The 21102-nt window shown below is 65.6% G+C and carries 17 protein-coding genes; all 17 read right to left on the bottom strand.

All coding sequences use genetic code 11. The features are described from left to right. Positions 1-17: 17 nt before the first annotated feature. Genes ACODS1_RS08790 through tssC form a run of 17 tightly spaced genes read right to left on the bottom strand, consistent with a single transcriptional unit; the run spans position 18 to position 21098 of the window. Positions 18-2141, bottom strand: coding sequence for a type VI secretion system Vgr family protein (locus ACODS1_RS08790; RefSeq protein ID WP_489085328.1), 2124 nt, complete (start codon positions 2139-2141; stop codon positions 18-20). A 39-nt stretch (positions 2142-2180) separates the two neighbouring features. Then, positions 2181-3152, bottom strand: coding sequence for a serine/threonine-protein kinase (locus ACODS1_RS08785; protein ID WP_489085327.1), 972 nt, complete (start codon positions 3150-3152; stop codon positions 2181-2183). Then, entirely contained in the window at positions 3149-3877 is a 729-nt protein-coding gene (locus ACODS1_RS08780; RefSeq protein ID WP_489085326.1) for a PP2C family protein-serine/threonine phosphatase, read from the bottom strand. The genes ACODS1_RS08785 and ACODS1_RS08780 overlap by 4 nt, the downstream gene beginning before the upstream one ends. Further along, positions 3877-7416, bottom strand: a complete 3540-nt coding sequence (tssM, locus tag ACODS1_RS08775) for a type VI secretion system membrane subunit TssM (RefSeq protein ID WP_489085325.1) — start codon at positions 7414-7416, stop codon at positions 3877-3879. The genes ACODS1_RS08780 and tssM overlap by 1 nt, the downstream gene beginning before the upstream one ends. After that, a complete protein-coding gene (icmH, locus tag ACODS1_RS08770) occupies positions 7413-8294 on the bottom strand; it encodes a type IVB secretion system protein IcmH/DotU (RefSeq protein ID WP_489085324.1) in 882 nt (293 codons plus the stop codon). The genes tssM and icmH overlap by 4 nt, the downstream gene beginning before the upstream one ends. A 2-nt stretch (positions 8295-8296) precedes the next feature. Continuing rightward, positions 8297-9628: a type VI secretion system baseplate subunit TssK gene (gene tssK / locus ACODS1_RS08765; RefSeq protein WP_322979896.1), complete on the bottom strand. Its 1332-nt coding sequence runs from the start codon at positions 9626-9628 to the stop codon at positions 8297-8299. Next, positions 9625-10107 (bottom strand): type VI secretion system lipoprotein TssJ, encoded by a 483-nt coding sequence (tssJ, locus tag ACODS1_RS08760; RefSeq protein ID WP_489085323.1) that lies wholly within the window; start codon positions 10105-10107, stop codon positions 9625-9627. Before tssJ ends, tssK begins: the two co-directional genes overlap by 4 nt. Before the next feature lie 5 nt (positions 10108-10112). Further along, positions 10113-11309, bottom strand: coding sequence for a type VI secretion system-associated FHA domain protein TagH (gene tagH, locus ACODS1_RS08755; protein ID WP_322979898.1), 1197 nt, complete (start codon positions 11307-11309; stop codon positions 10113-10115). A gap of 20 nt (positions 11310-11329) precedes the next feature. Beyond that, positions 11330-11464 carry a type VI secretion protein gene (locus ACODS1_RS08750; protein ID WP_264146962.1) on the bottom strand — a complete coding sequence of 45 codons (135 nt, stop codon included), beginning with the start codon at positions 11462-11464 and terminating at the stop codon, positions 11330-11332. A 47-nt stretch (positions 11465-11511) separates the two neighbouring features. Beyond that, positions 11512-13041: a sigma-54-dependent Fis family transcriptional regulator gene (locus ACODS1_RS08745; RefSeq protein WP_322979900.1), complete on the bottom strand. Its 1530-nt coding sequence runs from the start codon at positions 13039-13041 to the stop codon at positions 11512-11514. A 10-nt stretch (positions 13042-13051) separates the two neighbouring features. Next, positions 13052-15652 carry a type VI secretion system ATPase TssH gene (gene tssH, locus ACODS1_RS08740; protein ID WP_489085322.1) on the bottom strand — a complete coding sequence of 867 codons (2601 nt, stop codon included), beginning with the start codon at positions 15650-15652 and terminating at the stop codon, positions 13052-13054. Between the two features lie 11 nt (positions 15653-15663). Then, positions 15664-16671: a type VI secretion system baseplate subunit TssG gene (gene tssG / locus ACODS1_RS08735; protein ID WP_489085321.1), complete on the bottom strand. Its 1008-nt coding sequence runs from the start codon at positions 16669-16671 to the stop codon at positions 15664-15666. Continuing rightward, positions 16635-18425, bottom strand: coding sequence for a type VI secretion system baseplate subunit TssF (gene tssF, locus ACODS1_RS08730; protein WP_322979903.1), 1791 nt, complete (start codon positions 18423-18425; stop codon positions 16635-16637). Before tssF ends, tssG begins: the two co-directional genes overlap by 37 nt. Before the next feature lies 1 nt (position 18426). Then, complete coding sequence (locus ACODS1_RS08725; RefSeq protein ID WP_489085320.1) at positions 18427-18912, bottom strand: carboxypeptidase-like regulatory domain-containing protein; 486 nt, start codon at positions 18910-18912, stop codon at positions 18427-18429. A gap of 10 nt (positions 18913-18922) precedes the next feature. Continuing rightward, positions 18923-19198 carry a PAAR domain-containing protein gene (locus ACODS1_RS08720; protein ID WP_489085319.1) on the bottom strand — a complete coding sequence of 92 codons (276 nt, stop codon included), beginning with the start codon at positions 19196-19198 and terminating at the stop codon, positions 18923-18925. After that, positions 19188-19613: a type VI secretion system baseplate subunit TssE gene (gene tssE / locus ACODS1_RS08715; protein WP_099524980.1), complete on the bottom strand. Its 426-nt coding sequence runs from the start codon at positions 19611-19613 to the stop codon at positions 19188-19190. The genes ACODS1_RS08720 and tssE overlap by 11 nt, the downstream gene beginning before the upstream one ends. Before the next feature lie 6 nt (positions 19614-19619). Beyond that, a complete protein-coding gene (gene tssC, locus ACODS1_RS08710) occupies positions 19620-21098 on the bottom strand; it encodes a type VI secretion system contractile sheath large subunit (RefSeq protein WP_159971586.1) in 1479 nt (492 codons plus the stop codon). Between the last annotated feature and the right edge of the window lie 4 nt (positions 21099-21102).

The raw sequence follows: 21102 nt of genomic DNA, 5'->3' as shown, positions 1-21102 counted from the left end.
CTTAAACCTGTCATCCTTCAACGAGGCACCAGGGCTTGTGCCTTGTTACGCGCCATACGCAAGCACTCTTCACAGACCGCCTTCTGCGGCTTGTCCACGCAGTTGCTGATGGACTGCTCCAACAAACTCCCCGCCTTGTCACTATCTGCCGCTCCCGGCAGCACGGGTGGTTTGATGCCGATGCCCGAGCCCTTGCCCGGTGAGCCGCCGGCGTTGAGTCTGGCCAACGGGCCGCTGATGGTGATGCCGCCGGGGTCGAGTTTGATGAAGCTGCCGCCGGCCTTGATGGTCAGTTCGATGCCGGCTTCGATGACCATTTTCTGCCCGGCCTTCAGATGGATCTCGCGGCCAGCCTTGGTCAGTTGTGCGGTGCCGAGTTTGATGTGTTGGTCGGTGCCCACCGTCAGGTGATCTTGCGGTTTGACTTCGACCTTGCGCTCGGCGGTGACGGTGAGGTGTTCTTCGGCCAGCAGTTCGGTGTAGCTGTTCTTCTCCACGGTGTCGTGCCGTTCGTTACCGACGCGGATCTTCTGGTCGTGCTCGATGTTTTCGTCCCAGTCGCGCTGGGCGTGGAGGTAGATCTGTTCGGCACCCTTGCGGTCTTCGATGCGCAGTTCGTTGTAGCCGCCACCGCCGGGGCTGCTGAGGGTTTTGAACACGCTGCGGGTCTTGTTCGCAGGCAGGTCGTAGGGCACGACGTGTTCGGCGTGGTACAGGCAGCCAGTGACCAGCGGTTGGTCGGGGTCGCCTTCGAGGAAGGTGACCAGCACTTCCATGCCGATGCGCGGGATGGTGATGGCGCCATAGCGATCACCGGCCCAGCTGGAGCTGACGCGCAGCCAGCAACTGGTTTTCTCGTCGGCCTGGCCTTCGCGATCCCAGAAGAATTGCACCTTCACTCGGCCATATTGGTCGCAGTGGATTTCTTCGCCGACCGGGCCGGTAACCACGGCGGTCTGGCTGCCCAGTACCTTGGGTTTGGGGTGTTCCAGTGGTGGGCGATAGGGCACGGCCCATGGCGTGGCGAGGAAGCGGTTGCGGTAGCCTTGGGTGAAGTCGGTGTCGCTCTTATCCCCCTCTCCCCGAAGGGGCGAGGGGGCTATTCTGCGCAGGACTGAATCACTGGTGATCGACTCTTCCAGCACCTGCGGCTGTTTGCCTTCGTGCAGCACTTCGGTGAGCAGCCAGAGGTCGTTCCATTCGCTTTGCGGGTGTTCGGAGATTTCCAGCAGGTGGCCGCTGACCAGACGCGGTTGGTCGCTCTTGCCTTCGAGTTGCTGGTAGTCGGCGCGGTGGCGTTCCAGGGCGCGTTTGGCCAGGTGTTTGCCGCGCGTGCGGTCGGTGTAGCGGCCAGGGTAGTCGTAGTCTTCCAGGGCCGGCAGGCTGTCGTTTTCACCGGCCTTTTCGCCCTGGTAGGTGGCCTCCAGCAGCAGGCGCGGTTGTTCGAAGTCGTAGTCGCGGCGGGTGGTGTTACGCGTGCGGGTTTCCAGGCGCAGGGCCAGGCGCTTGATCACCGGGTCATCGGCCGTCATGCCGCTGTCCTGGATGTAGGGCGTGGGCTGGCCGAGCTTGGCGAAGGCGGTCTGGTCGTCGCCGAAGATCAGTACATGGCCGCTTTCGCTGTGCTGGAAGTGGTAATGGATGCCTTCCTCTTCGCACAGGCGCTGGACGAAGTGCAGATCCGTCTCGTCGTACTGTACGCAGTAGATGCGCTCGGGGTAGACGGTGGGGCCGAGCTGGAATTGATAGCCACCCTGGACGATGCCGTGTTCTTCCAGCACCTGGGCGACGATCTGCGGCACGGTCAGGTTCTGGAAGATGCGCTGGTTGGTGCGGTGCGTGAGGTAGGCAAGCTGCGGCACGATGGCCAGGCGGTAGCGGGTCATGCGCTTGCCGGACTCGCCCTGTTCGGCGCGGTGGACGATGCCGTGGATGCCGTCGCCGTTGGGGCTGAAGGCGAGAAACGCGCGCTGGTGCAGCAGGCTGGCCAGGTCGAGATCGGCGCGTTCGCTGATCAGTTCCACATCGAAGCGGTAAGGCTGGCTGATGGCCTCACGGCCATTGAATTCGAGCACCTGCAGGTCATGCTCGACACCTTCGAGGGTCAGGCTGAAATGGGTTTCATTGGCCGGGTTGAACATGTGCGTATCCTTTCGAAAGAGTCCTTTTCAACAACCTGTTTATGCCTTGCCCAGCCAGCGCTGCAGACGCGAAGCCGGGGGCCGGCGAAACGCTTCGAGCAGCTCGCTGCAGCCGATCTGCCGCTGGCTTTCATCGAAGGCCAGCGCGGTGTAGAGGGCCTGCCAGCAATGCAGCGGCACGTGCGGCGGGCGTTGCAACTGCTTGTCCAGCTCCATGCTCTTGGCCTGCTTGGCGCTGAGCCGACGGAACGGGTGTTGTCCGCTGGCCAGCTCGACCAGCACACAAGCCACCGCATAGACATCGGCGGCGGCCGACAGCGCGGCACCTTCGAGCAACTCCAGCGCGGCGTAACGTGGCGTCCAGGCGGCGATGCGGTTGCGGCACAGGCGTGGTAGGCCGGGCAGCAGACCTTCCACGGGTTGGCCCAGACCATAATCGAACAGACGCAGGCCGTCGTCGGCCAACATCACATTGCTGGGCTTCAGATCACCGTGCAGCACACCCAGTTCATGGGAATAGGCGAGGGCATCGAGCAGGGGGATGGCGATATCGCGCAGCTCGTTCCAGCTCAGCCCTTCCGGGCGCTCGCACAGCAGCTGATCGAGGGTCAGGCCGCGCATCAGCTCCAGGGTGATGAAGGCGCGCTGGCAGGCGGTGTCGACCTCGAAACCGAACAGGCGCACCACATGCCGGTGGTTGAGCCGCGAGGTGAGGGCGAATTCGCTGTAGAGCAGGGCGTTGGCGTCCGGGTATTCGGCGAAGTCGTCGCTGAGGGTCTTCAGCGCGACGTAGGGCTCCGGGTCGCCGAACTGTTCGCGCAGCAGGTCACGGGCGCGATACACCGCGCCCATGCCGCCGACGCCGAGTAGGCGCTCGATCTTGTAGCGCCCGCCGAGCACATCCGGCAGCTCGCCCGGCGCCTGGCGCGGGGTTTCGCGCACAGACTCCTTGGCCGCGGTGGCGGCCAGGGCGAAGTAGGTGAGGTCGCTGGCTTCGGCAGATTCGGTCATCGGCGGATCACCACAGCGCTGAGGTTGTCACGGGCCGGGCCGTCAAGCACGCGCTGGAACAGACGCTCCACAGCCAGGTGCGGTGAAGGCAGGTTGAGGCAGGCGCCCAGCTCGTCGGCAGAAACACCCTGGTAGAGCCCGTCGCTGCACAGCAGGAAGACATCGCCGGGCAGCACGTCGAGTTCGAGGATGTCCAGTTGCAGGCTTTCGCTGGCGCCGATGGCGCGGGTCAGGGCATGTGCCGCCGGATGGCGTGCGGCCTCCTGCGGCGCCAGGCCCTGTTCATCGATCAGTTGTTGCACCAGTGAATGGTCGCGGCTCAGTTGGTACAGCCGCGCGCCACGCCACAGGTAGCAGCGGCTATCGCCGGCCCAGACACAGGCGGCACGATCACCCTCGAGCAACAGGGCAACCACGGTGCTGCCGATCACCGTGTCGGTGCGATCGGCCGTGACGGTCAGCTCCTGGCCGAGGCGATGGTTGAGCCGGTGCAGGCACTGGCGCAGTTCGACCAGGCGCTGGTCGAGGCTGCCTTCGGGCAGCTCGGCCAGTTGCTCGACGATCAGGCGGCTGGCGAGGGCACCGTTCTGGTGCCCGCCCATGCCGTCGGCCACCACCCACAGACCCTGCTCGGGCAGGGCCAGGAAGGCGTCCTCGTTACGCGCGCGCACCTTGCCGGTGTCGGTGCGCGCGGCGCTGCGCCAGGCGTTGGCGACTGCCGTCATCAGAGCGTCGCCGGCAGCTTGAAGCTACGCAGCAGGCCGATGTCGAACGGGTTCGGCGAGCGCTGGCTGTGCAGCAGGTAGTTGGCGTGCAGACCACCGAGGTTGGCCTTGAGGATCAGCACGTCACGGCCGCTGTGGTAGTCCACGTCCATCAGGTCGAGCAGGCGGAACAGCGACCAGGGGCCGGTGTTCTTCTCGATGCCGACGCGGCGCCCACCCAGTTCCTCGACCACCAGGCTGGTGCGGTCTTCGTCGCTCGCGGCTGGCCAGCGGAAGGCGGTGGCGACGATCGGGCCGTGGCGGTATTCCAGCTCCTGATTGCCGAAGCGGAAGTCGGCGCGGCTCAGGCTGGAATCCAGCGAGTAGGGCTCGAGCTTGAACAGCACCTGCGGCTCGGCCGGGTTCTCGGCGAAGAAGCTGCGGCGGATCACCTGGGCGCGGCTCATCTGCAGGAGGAACTCGCGCGACAGCGGCAGGCCACGGCCATCGACACGGCGCAGACGGTATTCGTCGGCGCTGCCGCTGACGAAGGGGCGCAGGTACTGGTCGAAGAAGCGCTCGGCGATGCCTTGAGACTTGAAGAACTCGCGGAAGTCGGCCACCGCCACGTCGCTCTCGCTGTGCGCGCTGAACGGGTAACGCTGCTTCAGCGAATTGTCGTAGGCGGCGTACAGCTCGCTCTGATAACGCTGGTTGAGAAACTGATAGGCGTCGTTGAGCACCAGGCCCCAGCTGTCCTCGGCCAGCAGCGCCAGCCAGTTGCCCACGGGTTGCGGCAGACGAGCCGCAGCGCTGCGCACCTGGTTGATCGCATCACGCTTGCCGGCCATGCGTGCCTTGGCCATCTCGAACGCGGCCTGGTCGCTGGCACCGGCATTGGCCAGGCTGGCCAACTGACGCTGCAACTCGTCGAGGGCCTGTATCGCGGCGGCCAGATCGACACCGGCACCGCCGTTGTCGTCGAGCAGCTTGTGCAGGCTTTCGAAGCGACGCTCCAGCGTCTTGCGCGCGGTGTCCGGGGTGTTCTTGGCCAGGGCCTGCTGCGCCTGTTCGGCGGCAGCGCTGGCCAGCTTGGCGGCCTTGCCCAGCTTGCCCTTGGCATCGCCCAGTGCATCGGCGGCGGCACCGGCATCATCGGCGGCGTCAGCCAGCCCCTTGAAGCGGGTGTTGTCGCGAACCTCCACCAGCAGTTGCAGCAGCGGCGAGTTGGCGGCGGTCAGGCCGTTGAGCAGGGCGGCACCTCGGCCGGCACTGCCGATCGGCTCCAGGCCGAGCTGGGCGATGGCTTCGCCCCAGTAGTTGCCGTAGTCGCGGAAATACAGTTGCTCCAGCTCCACCATCAGGCGACTGAGGTCGCCGGCGCTGAGGGTTTCGCCCTCGCCCAACACCCAGTTGTCGCGCAGCAGCTCACGCACCAGGCTGGCGCCCTGCGCGGTGAAGGTCTTGCTGTAGCCGCTCTGGGTGTAGAAGCCGGGGATGACGTAGTCGCTGCCATTGATCAGACCGGCCTGCGGGCCAAGTTTCTGGCTCAGGCGGTAGTCCGGCAGGCTGCGCGCCTGTTCCCGCAGCATGCGGTAGACGACGTTGGCCAGCGACTCGCTGCGCAGCACCTGGCGCGCCTGGGCGACCAACTGGGCATTGAGCGCGTAGGGCGCGAACGGCTCATCGAGCAGACGGGCGAAGTGGGTGTTCAGACCATGCTGCACCGGGCTGTTGCCGGTGTAGCGTACCGACCAGTCGGTGCCGACCCATTCCTTGAGGAACTCAGGGTCGCGGCGCTCCTCCAGATTGAGCATCAGGTAGGCGCGCAGGCTGCCGAGCAGACGCTCGCGGTCGCTGAGGTTGGCGCGGATCTGCGCCTCCAGCTGACGCGCCACGCGCGGCAACAACAGGTTTTCCAGCTCGGCGCGGTAGGTCGAATAAACGGCCGGGTTGACCGCCTCGCCCTGGAACAGGCCGGTGCGCTGCAGGTAGGAGACATCGCCCTTGGGCGGGAATACCTGGGTCGCGGCGTAGCTGCTGTCCAGTGCCTTGAGCACCTGCTGGGCATCGTCCTGCGGGTTGATCGCGCCATGCTCGCGGGTGAGCTTCTGGGCGATGTCGCGCAGCTCTTCCAGGCGCCCGTGGTTGGCCGAGAAGCCAGTGGCCCAGAGCATGCCGAACAGCGCCAGCACAGCGAAGGAGGTGGCGTACATGGCACGCTGGCCCCAGTCGATGCGGCGCACTTCCTTCTGATCCAGGCCCGCCAGTTCGGACTCGGGGAAGATCACCCGGCTGAGCAGGTGGTTGATGAAGCGCGCGCGGCCACTGCGGAAGGTCGGCAGCGCATTACCCGCCAGACCAAGATTGCGGCCGATACCGGCGGTCAGCGGGTCGAGCTGTTCGTTCAGTTGCGGCGCGCTGGTCAGGTAGAAGCCGCGCAGCTTGCTGGCGCGCTGGTAGCGGTTGCCGGCGAAGGCCAGTTCGACAAACAGGCACAGGCGCTCGCCGATCTGGCCGAGCTGGTGCGGGAAGTCGAGGATGCGGCCACGGCGCTGGGTGTCGCGCTCCTGGTGCATGCGCAGGATCACCTGGCTGTTGAGGCGACGCAGCAGCTCTTCGAACTCCTGGCGCACCACGGCCACGTCAGTGGCGTTCTGATCCTTGCGGAAGCTGGCGCCGAGCACCTGCTCGCTTTCCTCGCGCGACAACTGGTCGAAGAACTCGTCGAAGCCCAGCACCTTGTCGGCCTTGCTCAGCACCAGATAGACCGGCACGTCGGCGCCCAGGCGTTGATGGATTTCCTGCAGGCGCTGGCGGGTCTGGCGGGCCAGGGTTTCCAGCTCCACTTCGCTGCCGCCTTGCAGTTGCTCGACCGGGATGCTCACCAGCACGCCATTGAGCGGGCGCGCGCGGCGCTGGCGCAGCAGGCCGAGCAGGGTGCTCCAGGCACGACCGTCGACCTGTGCGTCAGGCTGGGTCAGGTAGCGGCCGGCGGTGTCGATCAGCACAGCGTGATCGGCGAAGTACCAGTCGGCGTAACGGGTGCCGGACACATCCTTGGTCAGACGCTGGTTCTCACCGCGGTTGAGCGGGAAGTCCAGGCCGGAGAAATCCAGCAGACTGGTCTTGCCGCCGCCCTGCGGGCCAAGCAGCAGGTACCAGGGCAGGTCGTTGCGCCATTTCTCGCTGCGCCCGCGATACAGGCTGGAGCGCTTGAGGGTGCGCAGGGCGTCCTTGAAGCGATGACGCAGTTCGTTCTGCTCTTCGCTGATCTGATCCTCGCGGCGCAGACGCTCCTGGGCATCGGCGTCGTTCTCTTCGGCCTTCTTGCGTGCGGTGGCGCGCCAGCTGGCGAAGACCATGGCCAGGCCCCAGAGCAGGAAGATCAGGCTGATGGTCAGCAGGCGGCTGGTGGCCGACTCCCAGAACTTGTAGTCGTCCACCGCCAGCAGCGGGCCGACGAACCACACCAGCAGCGCGAGGATCAGAACCAGGCACAGGCTCCAGACCCAGGTCTTGCGAAAAAAGGCGCCAAGTTTGGCGAAGAAGGTCTTCATTTCACGTCATCCATGCTGACACCCGAGGCCGGGTCGAGTTGCTGATACGGCTTGAGGACGGTGTCGCGCTGCTCGCCGAGCACCCAGGCGAAGCCGGCGTACATCATCACCAGGCACATCAGGGTGAACAGCGCCACCAGCCACCACGGCACGATGCGCACCAGGCGCCGGCGGGTGTCCTTCAAACCCTGCCAGTGCGGCGAGATTTCCCGCGGCACGTCGCCACGCAGTTGGCGGATCTGCCGGTACAGGCTGTCGCGCACCGCTTCCAGTTCGAGCATGCCGCGCTGCAGCACGCGGTACTTGCCCTCGAAACCGAGCGACAGGCACAGGTACATCAGCTCCAGCATCGGCAGGTGCTTGACCGGGTTGCGCGACAGGCGCTCGAGCAACTGGAAGAACTTCTCACCGCCGAAGGTCTCGTTGTGGAACGAGGACAGCAGGCTCATCTGCGACCACTGGCTCTCGTTGCCCCAGGGCGTGGTCACCACGGCCTCGTCGACCACGGTGCACAGCACGTAACGCGCGGCCATCACCTGGCTGCTCTCGGCACCTTCGTGCAGGGCACGGTGCTCGAACACCTTGATCTCGCGGCTCAGGCGCTGGTTGAGGGCGTCCAGATCCTCGCTCTCGAAGCTGTGCTTGAGACGCACCACTTCCGAAAGCAGCGAGGAGGCTGCGGCCACCAGCGGGTTGAGGCTGATGTTGAAGCTCTCCGCCGGGCGCAGGCGTGCGGCGAAGATCATGCGCTCTTCGAGCTGTTCGAATTTCGGTGGCGCGCTGAAATCGGTCAGCGGGCTTTCGGCACGGGATTCGCCCTTGCGGTTGAGGATGACGGTCTTGTCATCCTGGCCGTATTCCATTTCCTTGGTTGTCATGGTCAGTTCCTGATCGCCCAGAATTTCAGCTCAAGCCCGGAGAACTCGCCGGACACGTGGAAGGCGAAGCCGCCGGAGCGTTCCAGCTGCGCCAGTTCCTCGGAGCTGAGCTCCAAGGCGAAGTAGGTCTTGCCCGAGTGGAAGGGGATCTGCCGTGGTGCCACCGGCAGTGGTTTGACCTTGATCCCCGGCAGGTGCAGGTTGACCAGTTGGCGGATGCGCTCCACCGGGCCGACCTTGAGGTGCGCCGGCAGGCGCTGACGCAGCTCCTCGGAGTCGCACTGGGCGCTGGCGGCGAGCACAAAGCTGGAGGTGCCGAGCAGCTTGTGGTCGTGCAAAGGCGACACCTGGATGCCGTACTGGCGCTGCTGCAGAAGCATCTCGATGGCGTGCTGTTCGAGCACCATCGACAGCACCTGGCGGATGGCGTCCATCAGCTTGCGGAAGCTCATGCCCTGGTCGCTGTGCAGGTAGCGACCTTCCAGACGCGGGCGCTTGGTCTCGCTGGAGAAGGTGGCCAGCTCGCCGAGCAGGCCGACCAGCTCGCGGTAGATCTGCTCCGGGTGCACCTGCTCGACGCCCAGGTGGTGACGCAGGATGGGTTCGTAGCGGTTGATCAGCTGCAGCATCATGAAGTCGCCGACCTCGGCGCCGCCGACCTTGCCGGTGGCGCGGATACGTTCGGCGAGGATGTCGCCACGGTGGGCGAGCATGCTGATCACTTCCTTGAGGCAGCTCAGCAGGTAGCCGGAGGCCTGAAAGTTGACGTAGGTCGGGCTGAATTCCGGGTCGAGGCTGATCACCCCGTCCGGCGTGGTGTCGAGCACCTCGCACAGCTTGATCTTCACGTAGCCCTGGTCGTTCTGCTGCTCACCGAGCAGCAGGCGGAAGTCCGGACGGCCGGTGCTGACCTGGCTGACGCTGCTGTCGCCGGCGTTGGAGTCGGCGACTTCCTCGTCGAAAGCGACATAGCGCGCCAGCACGTCCTTCTGCTCCAGGCGACGGCTCTCGATGTGGTTGCCGGTGACCAGCGGCAGCGCCAGGTACACCGGCATGTTGCCGGTGTTCGGCGGCACGTCCAGGCCCAGCGGTTCGCGCTCGGCGCCGAGGTCGAAGAGGCTGCCGTCAGGCAGCACGCCGCTGGCCTTGCTCACCACCAGCTTGCCCATGTTGAGGAATTGCCGGTCGATCTCCAGCTCGAAGAAACCCCAGGCGTAGCTGGCCAGCTTCTGCGTACGCACCTTGAGCTGCTGATCGAAGTAGCGATCGTTCTGCTGGAAGTGCTGCGGGCGCAGCAGCATGCCTTCCTGCCAGATGACTTTGTGCTGGCTCATTGATCCTGCTCCTGGGCGTCATCGAGGTTGCGGATGCCGCGCTCGTTCAGGCTCAGACGCGCCTGGTTGCGCTGCACCGCCTCGACCGGGATGACATAGCGCCAGCTGGCTTCCGGCAGGTCGCGGTAGGCGGCGAGCACGCCGACGTAGCGGCTGCCGTCCTGCACCGAAAGCTTCAGCTCACGGGTTTCACCCGGGCGCAGCTCCAGTTCCTCGAAGGCCACCAGATCCGGCGCCAGGGCTTCCTTGGGGCGCTGATAGAGCGAGAAGAAATCGGCGTTCTCGAAAGCCACCGGGTGCTTCAGCTCCATCAGACGGATAACGATGGGCGACGGGCGGCCGTTGAGATCCGGGTTGAGCTGGTCGCTGCCGGCCAGGCTCAGATCCAGCTTGGTCATGTGCGAGTAGGGCGACAGCGCCGAGCAACCGCTCAGGGTCAGGAGCAGGGCGCACAGCGCCAGAGAGAACAGGAGAGGCATGGGCATCATCCTTGAAGGTCGGTGTTGAGGGTGGCGATCAGGCGAACCTGCTCTTCGTAGGCACTGGCGAAATCACGCGCAAACAGGCGATCGCTCCAGTCGTCGTTCTGTTCCAGCGCCGCGTGCAGGCGGCGATAGGCGCGCCAGCGGCTGCCATCGGTGGCCAGCAGCGGCTTGCGACCGTTGCGCTCGAAGCGCAGGGTCAGTTGCTCGGGGGCGAATTGCTCGAACATGCCCTTGACCGCCGCGCGGCTGGCAGCCAGCAGCGCCACCTGATGCGCCTGCAGGTCGCGGAAGCTGCGACTGACGGCCTGTTCGGCCGGCAACTGCCCGGCCTTGCCGCCACGCAGCAGGGTGCTGAGGGTTTCGCTGGTGTCCAGGCCGTGCTTGATCGGGTTGTTGCCGGCGCTCTGCACCGTGGTCAGGGCCAGGCGCAGCTCGTTCTTCAGCTCGCTGCGGGTGCGCAGCGCCTGTTGCAGACTGCCGACGCTCTGCTTGAGCAGCTTGGCCGCGTTCAGCGCCAGAGCCTGACGTGCCTCTTCATCGAGATCATCGAGGCGTACGCCGAGGGCATCGGAGAACTTCTCCCAGAAGGTCGGCGGCAGGCGCTCGGGCTCCGGCGCCGGCTTGGGTTGCGGCGCCGGTTTCGGCATTACCAGCTCGGGCACCAGCAGGTTTTCCTCGTCGATCTGCGCATAGTCGCGCTGCTGCGCCTGGGCGGTGCTGGGGCGCAGCACGGCAGTCAGGTCGTCGACTTCGGCGTACACGCGCTCCTGTTGCTCCAGCGCATTGAGCGGGTCGAGGTCGAGGAAGGCATCGTCGGGGATGATGCTGCCAGCCGCCTGCGGCAGGCCGATATCGCCCTCGAACATGGCCGGGTCGCGCACCAGGCGCGCACGGATCTCGAAGTCGCCCAGGCAATACACGCTGCCATGCTCGATACGCTGCGGGCTGCCCTTGGCCAGGCTAGCGCCGCTGTCCTTGAGCTGAATGCCGTTGCTGCTGGTGTCGGTCAGGTAGAAGGCGCCATCGCGATAGCTGACTTCCGCATGCCGGCTGGAGAGCACGCGCTTGCGATCCGGGATCACCCAGTCGCACTCCTCGGCACGCCCGATCACACCACCGGCCTGCTTGAAGGTCTTGGTGGTCGTTAGACCTGGCACGAACTGCTGTGCGCTGACCACATCGAATACCAGTTCCATGGTGAACCTACTCCTTGCGGTCAGTGGCCGCGTTTCTCGGCTTGCGGATCGCCCAACGGGCGGTATTGGTCGTCACTGAACTTGTAGTTGCCCGTGCAGCCGGCCAGGGCGATGGCCAGCGCCAGCAGGGCGGCGGTCCGATAGCGTTGCAGCATGGAATGCGCTCCTTGGGTGGAAGTGGATGAAAGATGGGCAGGCATGCTCAGACCTCGCTCGGGCTGATCTTCAGCCGCTGCATGCGGTACAGCAGGGTGCGCCGGGGCAGTCCCAGCTCGTTGGCGGCATTGGTCTGGTTGCCACGGTTCTTGCGCAGGCAGTCGAGCAGCAGGTTGCGCTCGAGGCGATCCATGCGCTCGCGCAGGCTCAGCGGGGCGCTGCCTTCGCTGTGGGTCTGCTCCAGGTTGAAGTGCTCGGGCAGCAGCTCACCGCCCTCGCAGAGCAGCACGGCGCGCTCGACCAACCCCTTGAGCTCGCGCACGTTGCCGGGGAAGGCGTAACCGGCCAGGCGCTCCAGGGCGGCGTCGCTCCAGCGGCAGGCATCACGTTGCAGCAGGCCGCTGGCGGTGCTGGCGAAATGGCGGGCGAGCAGCAGGATGTCTTCGTCGCGTTCACGCAGGGCCGGCAGCTCAATGGGGAAGTGCGACAGGCGATAGAACAGATCCTCGCGGAAGCGCCCGTCTTCGACGCGCTTGCGCAGCTCCTGATGGGTCGCGGCGACGATGCGCACGTCGACCTTGTGTGTCTCGCTGCTGCCCAGCGGGCGCACTTCGCCCTCCTGCAGCACACGCAGCAGCTTGGCCTGCAGGGCCAGCGGCATGTCGCCGATCTCGTCGAGGAACAGCGTGCCGCCATCAGCCGCATCGAACAGGCCCGGCTTGTCGCGGTCGGCGCCGGTGAAGGCGCCCTTGCGGTAACCGAACAGCTCGCTCTCCAGCAGGTTCTCCGGCAGCGCCGCACAGTTCTGCACGATGAACGCCTTGCTACGCCGCGCGCCGCAATCATGAATGGCGCGAGCAACCAGCTCCTTGCCGGTGCCGGTTTCGCCGGTCAGCAGCACGCTGACCGGGCTGTGCAGCACCTTGCTGATCAACTGGTAGACGCGGCGCATGGCCTGGCTCTGGCCAAGCAGGCCGTAACCGCTGGCGCAGGGCGTGCCGGGTGCAGAGGCTGCCATTTCGGCCCGCTCATCGCCCTCGCCAGCCGGAGCACGCAGGCGCTGCAACAGCTGCAGCTGAGCCAGGGCGAAACTACCGAGCTGGGCGAAGGAGGCGGCGAAGCCCTGCAGGATGCGCCGCTCGTGGCTGGCCACAAGCAGCAGGCCGCGTGTGTGACCGGCGCCATCATGCAACGGCAGGCACAGCAGGCTGCGCCAGCCGCGACCGGTTTCCGGCAGGCAGGCGATGCTGTGCAGGCCACGGTCAAGCTCATCGATGCACAGCACCTGGTTCTGGCACAGGCAGTACTGCAGCAGTTGCTCGCCATCGTAGTCGCTGGGCAGGCTAGCGGCCTCGCGCGGTTGCAGCAGGCCGTCGAGCCATTCGGCGGACAGGGTCAGGCGGGTGTTGGTGTGATCCAGCAGGTACAGCTGGCCCAGCGCACAGTCGGCCAGCTCGGCAGCCGCACGCACCAGATCGGCGAGCAGGCGCTCGGCGCTGGCCGCGCCCGCCAGTTCGGCGTAGCGGCCGAGCAGGGCTTCGGCGTAGCGCAGCGGTTGCGGGACTTCGGCGAACATCGGCAGCACCTCAGGCGAACTCGCAGGTCACCGCCGAATCGGCGTCCAGGGTGGCATGCACGCGCTGCAGGCTCTCGCCGGCGGCCATGGCATCGAGCAGGCGATCGACCACCAGCGGCTGCAGGTGCTGGTCGATCAGGTGATCGATCAGACGCGCGCCGCTTTCACCATGGGTGCAACGCTCGGCCAGGTGCTCGACCAGGCTATCGCAGTGGCTGAAGGCAAGCTGGCGACGGGCCAGGCGCTCGCCGAAACGGGCCAGTTTGAGGCCAACCAGTTGGCGCAGCAGGTCGCCGTCCATGGGGTAGTAAGGCACCACGCGCATACGCCCGAGCAGGGCCGGCTTGAAGTGCTGCGACAGCTGCGGGCGGATGGCCAGCTCCAGATCCTCGGCGGCCGGGCGTTCGCCACCGGCACAAAGGCTGGCGATACGCTCGCTGGCCAGGTTGCTGGTCATCAGGATCAGGGTGTTGCGGAAGTTGATCTCACGGCCTTCGCCGTCGTTGGCCACACCCTTGTCGAAGATCTGGTAGAAGACGTTCATCACGTCCGGATCGGCCTTCTCCACTTCGTCGAGGAGGATCACCGAGTAGGGCTTCTGCCGTACCGCTTCGGTGAGCATGCCGCCTTCGCCGTAGCCGACGTAGCCGGGCGGTGCACCGATCAGTCGGGAAACGGTGTGCTTCTCCTGGAACTCGGACATGTTGATCACGGTGAGGAAGCGCTCGCCGCCATACAGCAGGTCGGCCAGGGCCAGGGCGGTTTCGGTCTTGCCGACGCCACTGGGGCCGACCAGGAGGAATACGCCAACCGGTGCATCGGGCTTGTTCAGGCCGGCAGCGGTGGCACGCATGGCCTTGTCCAGCGCCTGGATCGCCTGCTCCTGGCCACGTACGCGCTGGCGCAGGTCATCAGCGAAGGTGATGACCTTGGTGTTGTGCTCACGGGCCAGCTGGCTCAGCGGCACGCCCGTCCAGTGGCTGATCACTTCGGCCACCAGGCGCGGGCAGACCTCGAAGCTGACCAGGCGCTCGCTGGCCTGGGCCGCAGCCAGCTCGGCCTGAATGGCGCGCAGTTCGGCTTCCAGCTCTTCCAGGCTCGGGCGTGGTTCGTCGTTGGCGTCCTCATCGTTACCCAGACGCGCCGCGGCGCATTGCTTGCGCTGCTCCAGCAGGCGTTCGGCCAGTTCACGTTGTACGGCCCAGCGGGTTTCCACCTGCTCCAGTTCGGCGCGGGCGGCGACCAGGCGGCTCTCCAGCGCATCCAGGGCTTCGTGGTCGATAGTCAGGCCGGCGTCCAGATCGCGGCGCATGGCTTCGCCCTGGCGCTCGCCCTCGGCGATCTCGCCGCGCAGGCGCTCCAGCGCTTCGGGCGCGGCGGCCAGGCTGATACGGACGCGGGCACAGGCGGTGTCGAGCACGTCCACGGCCTTGTCCGGCAATTGCCGACCGGCCAGGTAGCGCGCCGACAGTTCGGCGGCGGCGACCACGGCGTCGTCACGCAGGTAGATGCCGTGGCTCTTCTCGTACACCGGCGCCAGGCCACGCAGGATGGTCACGGCTTCGTCGACGGTGGGCTCGTGCAGTTGTACCGGCTGAAAGCGGCGGGCCAGCGCCGGGTCTTTCTCGAAGTACTTCTTGTATTCGCTCCAGGTGGTGGCGGCGATGGTGCGCAACTCGCCACGCGCCAGCGCCGGCTTGAGCAGGTTGGCGGCGTCGCCGCTGCCGGCCTGGCCACCGGCGCCGATCAGGGTGTGGGCTTCGTCGATGAACAGGATGATCGGCTTGGGCGAGGCTTTCACTTCGTCGATCACGCCCTGCAAACGGCGCTCGAACTCGCCCTTGACGCTGGCGCCGGCCTGCAACAGACCGAGATCCAGGCACAGCAGCTCGACGCCCTTGAGCACCTGCGGCACCTCGCCGGTGGCGATACGCAGGGCCAGGCCTTCGACGATGGCGGTTTTGCCGACGCCGGCCTCGCCGACCACGATGGGGTTGTTCTTGCGGCGGCGGGCGAGGATGTCGACCATCTGGCGGATCGCGCCATCGCGGCACAGCACCGGGTCGAGCTTGCCGTCGCGGGCCTGCTGGGTGAAGTTGTGGGTGAAGCGCGCCAGGTTCGATTCGCCACCGGCCGCCGGCTTGCCGCCCGCAGTCTGCGGCTGCTGGCTGAGGGCGAAGTCACGCAGGCGCTCGGCGTTGAGCTTGCCCAGCAGCGCCTGATAACGGCTGCCGGCATAGCGCATGGGGTTGCGCAGCAGGGCGAGGATAAGCGCGGCCTGGTCGATCTGGCTGGCACCCAGCTCCAGGTTGGCCACCAGCAGCGCGTCCTGCAGCCACTGCACCAGTTCGGCCGAGAACACCGGGTTGCGCGACTCGCTGTGTTCGCCACGCGGTTGCAGCGCCTGGGCCAGCTCGCCAGCATCGATCTCGGCGTCCTGCAGGGCGCGCGCCAGCAGGCTTTCCGGGCGTTCCAGCAAGCCCAGCAGCAGGTCTTCGACGAGGATCTTGTTGCCGCCGCGTACCACGCAGCGTTCGGCGGCCATCTCCAGGTCGCGCTTGCTCGCGGCGTCCAGGGCTTGAACCAGTTGTTGCAGGTCGACGTTGATCATTTCATCTGTCCTTAATGAATCTTGCTGCCGAGCGTCACCAGGCCATCGGCGTTTTCACGTCCGAGCCAGGTGGTCCAGCCCAGCAGGCAGGGGTTGCCTTCGCCGATGCGCAGGTCGCGGATTTCGTCCTGACGCAGTTCCAGGCGGATGTCGTAGTCCAGCGGATCGCGCAGGGTGAAGCGCACCAGCGCGCACAGCGGCTGGTAACCCGTGCCGATCGGCAGGAACTCGTGAAAGCGCGTCCAGCCCAGCTGGCGCACATGGATACGGAACTTGCCGCCACGGTCGCGCACGCGCTCGCCGAGCACGGTGTCCTCGCCGAGGCGGCTGTTGGCGAAGCCGAGGCGATTGCGCTGCTCGTCGAGCACGATCACCTGGCGTTCCAGGCACTGCTCGATGAACAGCTCGGCGTGCTTGAAGTAGTAACGCAGCACCGACTCGATCAGCGCCGCCGAGTGGGCGCGCAGGCTGAGCAGGCCGAGATAGGGCAGCAGGCGCTTCCAGTTCAGCTCCTGGGCCTGGCGAATCTGTTCGCCACCGAGGCCGATCAGGGCGAACAGGTGCGCCGAGAAGGCATCCACTGCGCCGCTCTGGAAGCAGGCGCGGTAGCGGTACTTCTTCCAGATCGGCAACAGCAGGCGCTGCAGGCGGTTGTTGAACAGGTCGAGGAAATCGCGGGTCGGGTTGCCGTCCTCGCTGTCGCCCAGCGCCTGCTCGCTATAGAACGCAGGCAACGGCGAGCCACCGCCGAACAGGCCAACCAGGTTGACGCGCATGCACGCGCGCAGCTCGCCGTGCTCCTCGAAGAACTGCACGCGATCGATATCGCTGCCAGGGAAACCCAGGCTCGGGTTGGCCTGGAACTCCAGGTATTCGTAGAGGCGCTCCTCATCCAGATGCGGATGAGCCGCGCCGAGGCGCTCCAGCACCAGCTGTACGGCCTGGAACAGGCTGTACTCGCGGATGCCCCGGCTGAGCCGGTTCAGAGCAGGGGCTGTTGCCCCATGCGTGGCGTCCATTTGTACAACTCTCCCTGTGTGCTCTGTACGTGCAGCTCGTGGTAGCTGTTGAGGCTGGCGTAGAGGGCGAAAAATTCATTGAGTACCGAAGCGAAGAGGAACAGGTCGCCCTCGCCCAGGTAGCCTTCCGGGTTCATGGTCAGTTCGGTGCGTACACCGCGTACCGGCAGCCCGCGATGCAGACGGTCGACATGGCGATGGCCGATCTTCTTCAGGCCGCCGAGCAGGCGCTTGCTGACGCGCTCGGCGTGCTGGTCGTAGTAGCGCGGCAGGTCGTAGGTCTCGAGGATCACCTTGAGCGCCTCGACGTTGGCCAGCGACAGGTAGTTCAGCGACATGTTGGAAATCAGCTTCCACAGGAAGTCGCGGTGCAGCGGCGGTGCGTAGCTCGGCGTGACCGCGCTGATGTTGCGGAAGCTGAGGAAGTCAGGGGTGTCCTCGCTGGGCAGGCAGATGTCGCCCAGGCTGAGCTGGCGCGGCAGATTCTGGTTGGTGCAGGTCAGCTCGATGGACAGCGTCTCGTGCTGCTCCAGGTTGCGCAGGCCAAAGCTGAGCCAGGTTTCCAGGCCGTCGCCAAGCATCGATGGCTGCTGGCGCACGCTGTAGTGCGGGCGCGCCACCGGCACGTCGAAGCTGGGATCGTGCTCGAACGACTCGAACGGCACGTACTCCTCGTAGCCCATGCCGCCCGGCTTCCAACCGGTGACCCGGTCGACCGAGAACACGCCGCAATGCTGGGCGTCGAATTCGGCCGGCAGCAACAGGTACTGATCCTGCTTGCCATCGAGGCGGATCGGGATGGCGTCGTGCTGGAACAGGTTGACCACCGGCGTGCAGTACAGGCGCACGTTTTCCAGGGTCGGGCGAATACGCTGTACGCCGGCCTTGTGGATATCGAAGCGCAGCTCCAGGCCACGCGCCTGCTTGAGCAGATCCTCGGGCAAGCCGTTGACCGCATCCAGGCCGAGCAGATCGACGAAGAGGAATTTCTCCTGGAAGGAAAAATACTCCTGCAGGTAGCGGTAACCGCGGAAGGTATTCAGCGGGTACGGAATCAGCGCCTCGTCTTCGGCGAAGCCGACCGGCTGCACCAGCTCGGGCTTGAGCTGCAACGTACCGAGGGTCTGGCCGAAGGCATCCTGCATCGGCTTGCCGGCGGCATCGAGCGGCACCACCTGGATGCTGCCGAGGTTGCGCAGCAGTGCCAGGTAGAGCATCTGGCCGATATAACGCTCGCCGGCCAGGTGCAGGCGCAGCTTGTTCAGGCCGATCTCACCGATATGCCCGTCGGCGGTCATGCTTAGGCGCAGGCTGAGCAGTGCACCATCGCCCTTGACCGAGTAATCCAGACCGCTCAATGCCAGCGGCAGCACCTCGGTAGGGAAGCAGGTACGAAAACGGCAGGTGACACCCTCGATGGCCTTGGCCTCCACCGGCGTGCCGCGATTGACCGGCAGCGCCGGGCCGGGGCGGGTCAGCGGGTCGAACTGCAGCATGCTGAAGGCCGGCAGCGGACGCATGTAGTTCGGCCACAGCAGGTGCATCAGCGAATGGGTCAGCTCCGGCAGCTCGTCGTCGAGCTTCTGCCGCAGACGCCCGGACAGGAAGGCGAAACCTTCGAGCAGGCGCTCGACGTCCGGATCACGCCCAGCCTGCCCAAGGAACGGCGCCAGCGCCGGGCTGCGCTCGGCGAAGCGCTTGCCCAGTTGGCGCAGGGCGGTGAGTTCGCTTTGGTAGTAATGGTTGAAAGACATGTCAGCGGCTCGTCCATGTGGCAGGGTCGACACAGTCACTGGCATTAGCCAGCAAGGCGTCAGCGCGGTGATCATTCCATTGCGCGGGAATCAGTTTCAGATCACCTATCGGTGGAGTCTGAGTCGGGCAACCATTGCGGGACATCCAGACGCAGTGCCGTGGCTGAAAACCCTGCGCCTCAACCGTCAAGGCAACGATGCACATCGGCGCATCGGCGAGGACCGTAAAGAGTCGCCAGTCGTCACGGGCCGCAAAAGCGAATCGCCCCTGACTGTCGCTGCGCAGCTCATAGCTGTGCGAGCGGTCGCTGGCGACCTCAAGAACGAGCGCCGCACCTTGCACGGGCTGGCCGCTCTCTGCAGACACCAGACGCCCACCGATAGCCGGGTTGATCGGCGTCGCATGCGGGGCCAACACGCAACCCTGCAACGCAAGTACAGCGAGCAGACAGCTCCATCGAGTCGGATAGCGCAGGTGGCGATTCATCACGAGCGACTCAACCGCCAATCAACACAGTGCCAGACCCACTCACCACCACATTGCCATGGCTCCCCACACTGCCCACCACCGCCGCCGGCTTGCCGTTGATCAGCACGGTAGGAATTACCGCGCCGGCCATGGCGCCGCCGCAGGAGGAGGGATCGCCCATGCGTGCAGCGGGCAAGCTGTCGAACAGTACGTCGGGCGAGCCGGCGGCGATCGGGTTGGTGCCGTGGCCGGGGATCGGGCAAGCGGTGGGATCGCTCAGGCGGGCGGCGGGTTTACCGGACATGTGAGGCTCCTGGGTTGACGTTGACCTGACCGCTGCCATCCAGGCTCGCGGAGAAACTGACCTGGCGCTTGATGCCGTCCATTTCCAGCATGGCGTCGATGGCGAAGGCCTGACGCAATGGGTCATGGGTGCGCGGCAGGGAAATCACCCGCACCTGGGTCAGTCGTGGTTCGTACGCTTCGATAAAGCGTTCGATGGCGATACGCGCCTGCTGCAGCGAGTCGTGCAGCGACAGGCGCATATCGTTCAAATCGGGCAACCCGTAGTCGGGCAGCGTTTGCACGCTGCCCGCACGGGTGCTGAGCATCTTGGCCAGATGGGCAGCCACCGAGGCCATGGCGGCGACCTCGCGGCTCCAGCCGGCACGTTGGCCAGCCTCACCACCGAGGCGCTCGAACAGGCTGCCGTAGGCCATGACTGCTTACTCCTTGTCCAGCTTGCCGACCAGCGATAGGGTGAAGTCGGCACCCATGTACTTGAAGTGCGGGCGCACGTTCAGGCTGACGCGGTACCAGCCCGGCTCGCCTTCAACATCGCTGACGATGACCTGGGCGGCGCGCAGCGGACGACGGCTACGCACTTCGGAGCTCGGGTTCTCCTGGTCGGCGACGTACTGGCGGATCCACTTGTTGAGTTCCAGCTCGAGGTCGGTGCGCTCTTTCCAGGCGCCGATCTGCTCGCGCTGCAGCACTTTCAGGTAGTGAGCCAGGCGGTTGATGATGAACATGTACGGCAGCTGGGTGCCCAGCTTGTAGTTCAGCTCGGCGGTCTTGCCTTCTTCACTGATGCCGAAGAATTTCGGCTTCTGCGCGGAGTTGGCGGAGAAGAACGCGGCGTTGTCGCTGCCCTTGCGCATGGTCAGGGCGATGAAGCCTTCTTCGGCCAGCTCGTACTCGCGGCGGTCGGAGACCAGTACTTCGGTCGGGATCTTGGTCTCGATCTCGCCCATGCTCTCGAAGTGGTGCAGCGGCAGGTCTTCCACCGCGCCACCGCTCTGCGGGCCGATGATGTTCGGGCACCAGCGGAACTTGGCGAAGCTGTCGGTCAGACGGCTGGCGAAGGCGTAGGCGGTGTTGCCCCACAGGTAGTGCTCGTGGCTGTTGGCCACGTTTTCCTTGTAGACGAAGGTCTTGACCGGGTTGTCTTCCGGGTCGTACGGGTTGCGCAGGAGGAAGCGCGGTACGGTCAGGCCGACGTAGCGGGCATCTTCCTGCTCGCGGAAGCTCTGCCACTTGGTGAATTGCGGGCCTTCGAAGTGGTCTTTCAGATCCTTCAGATCCGGCAGGCCGGTGAAGGTCTCCAGGCCGAAGAATTTCGGGCCGGCGGCGGCGATGAACGGCGCGTGGGACATGCAGGCCACCGAGGCGACGTACTGCAGGGTCTTGACGTCCGGTGCGCTCGGGTCGAAGAAGTAGTTGGCGATCAGGGCGCCGACCGGCTGGCCACCGAACTGGCCGTACTCGGCGGTGTAGATGTGCTTGTACAGGCCGGACTGAACGATTTCCGGGCTGTCTTCGAAGTCATCGAGCAGATCCTGCTTGGAGGCGTTGAGGATCTCCAGCTTGATGTTCTCGCGGAAGTTGGTGCGATCCACCAGCAGCTTGAGGCCGCGCCAGGAGGACTCCAGGGCCTGGAACTGCTGGTGGTGGAGGATTTCGTCCATCTGCCGGCTGAGCTTGGCGTCGATCTCCGCGATCATGCGGTCGACCATGGCCTTCTTCACCGGCTCGTTTTCGTTCTGCGGCTTGAGCAGCTCTTCGATGAAGGCCGACACGCCACGCTTGGCGATGTCGTAGGCTTCGTCGTCCGGAGTCAGCTTGGTTTCCGCGATGATGCGGTCGAGGATGCCGAGATCAGCGGCGCTGTGGCTGCTTTCTACGGCTGCGCTAGTCGTGCTCATGAAT

This window comes from Pseudomonas sp. FG29, assembly GCF_057809355.1.
Note: the sequence above shows the minus strand (reverse complement) of the source record. Positions and strands in the feature narration are given on the sequence as shown.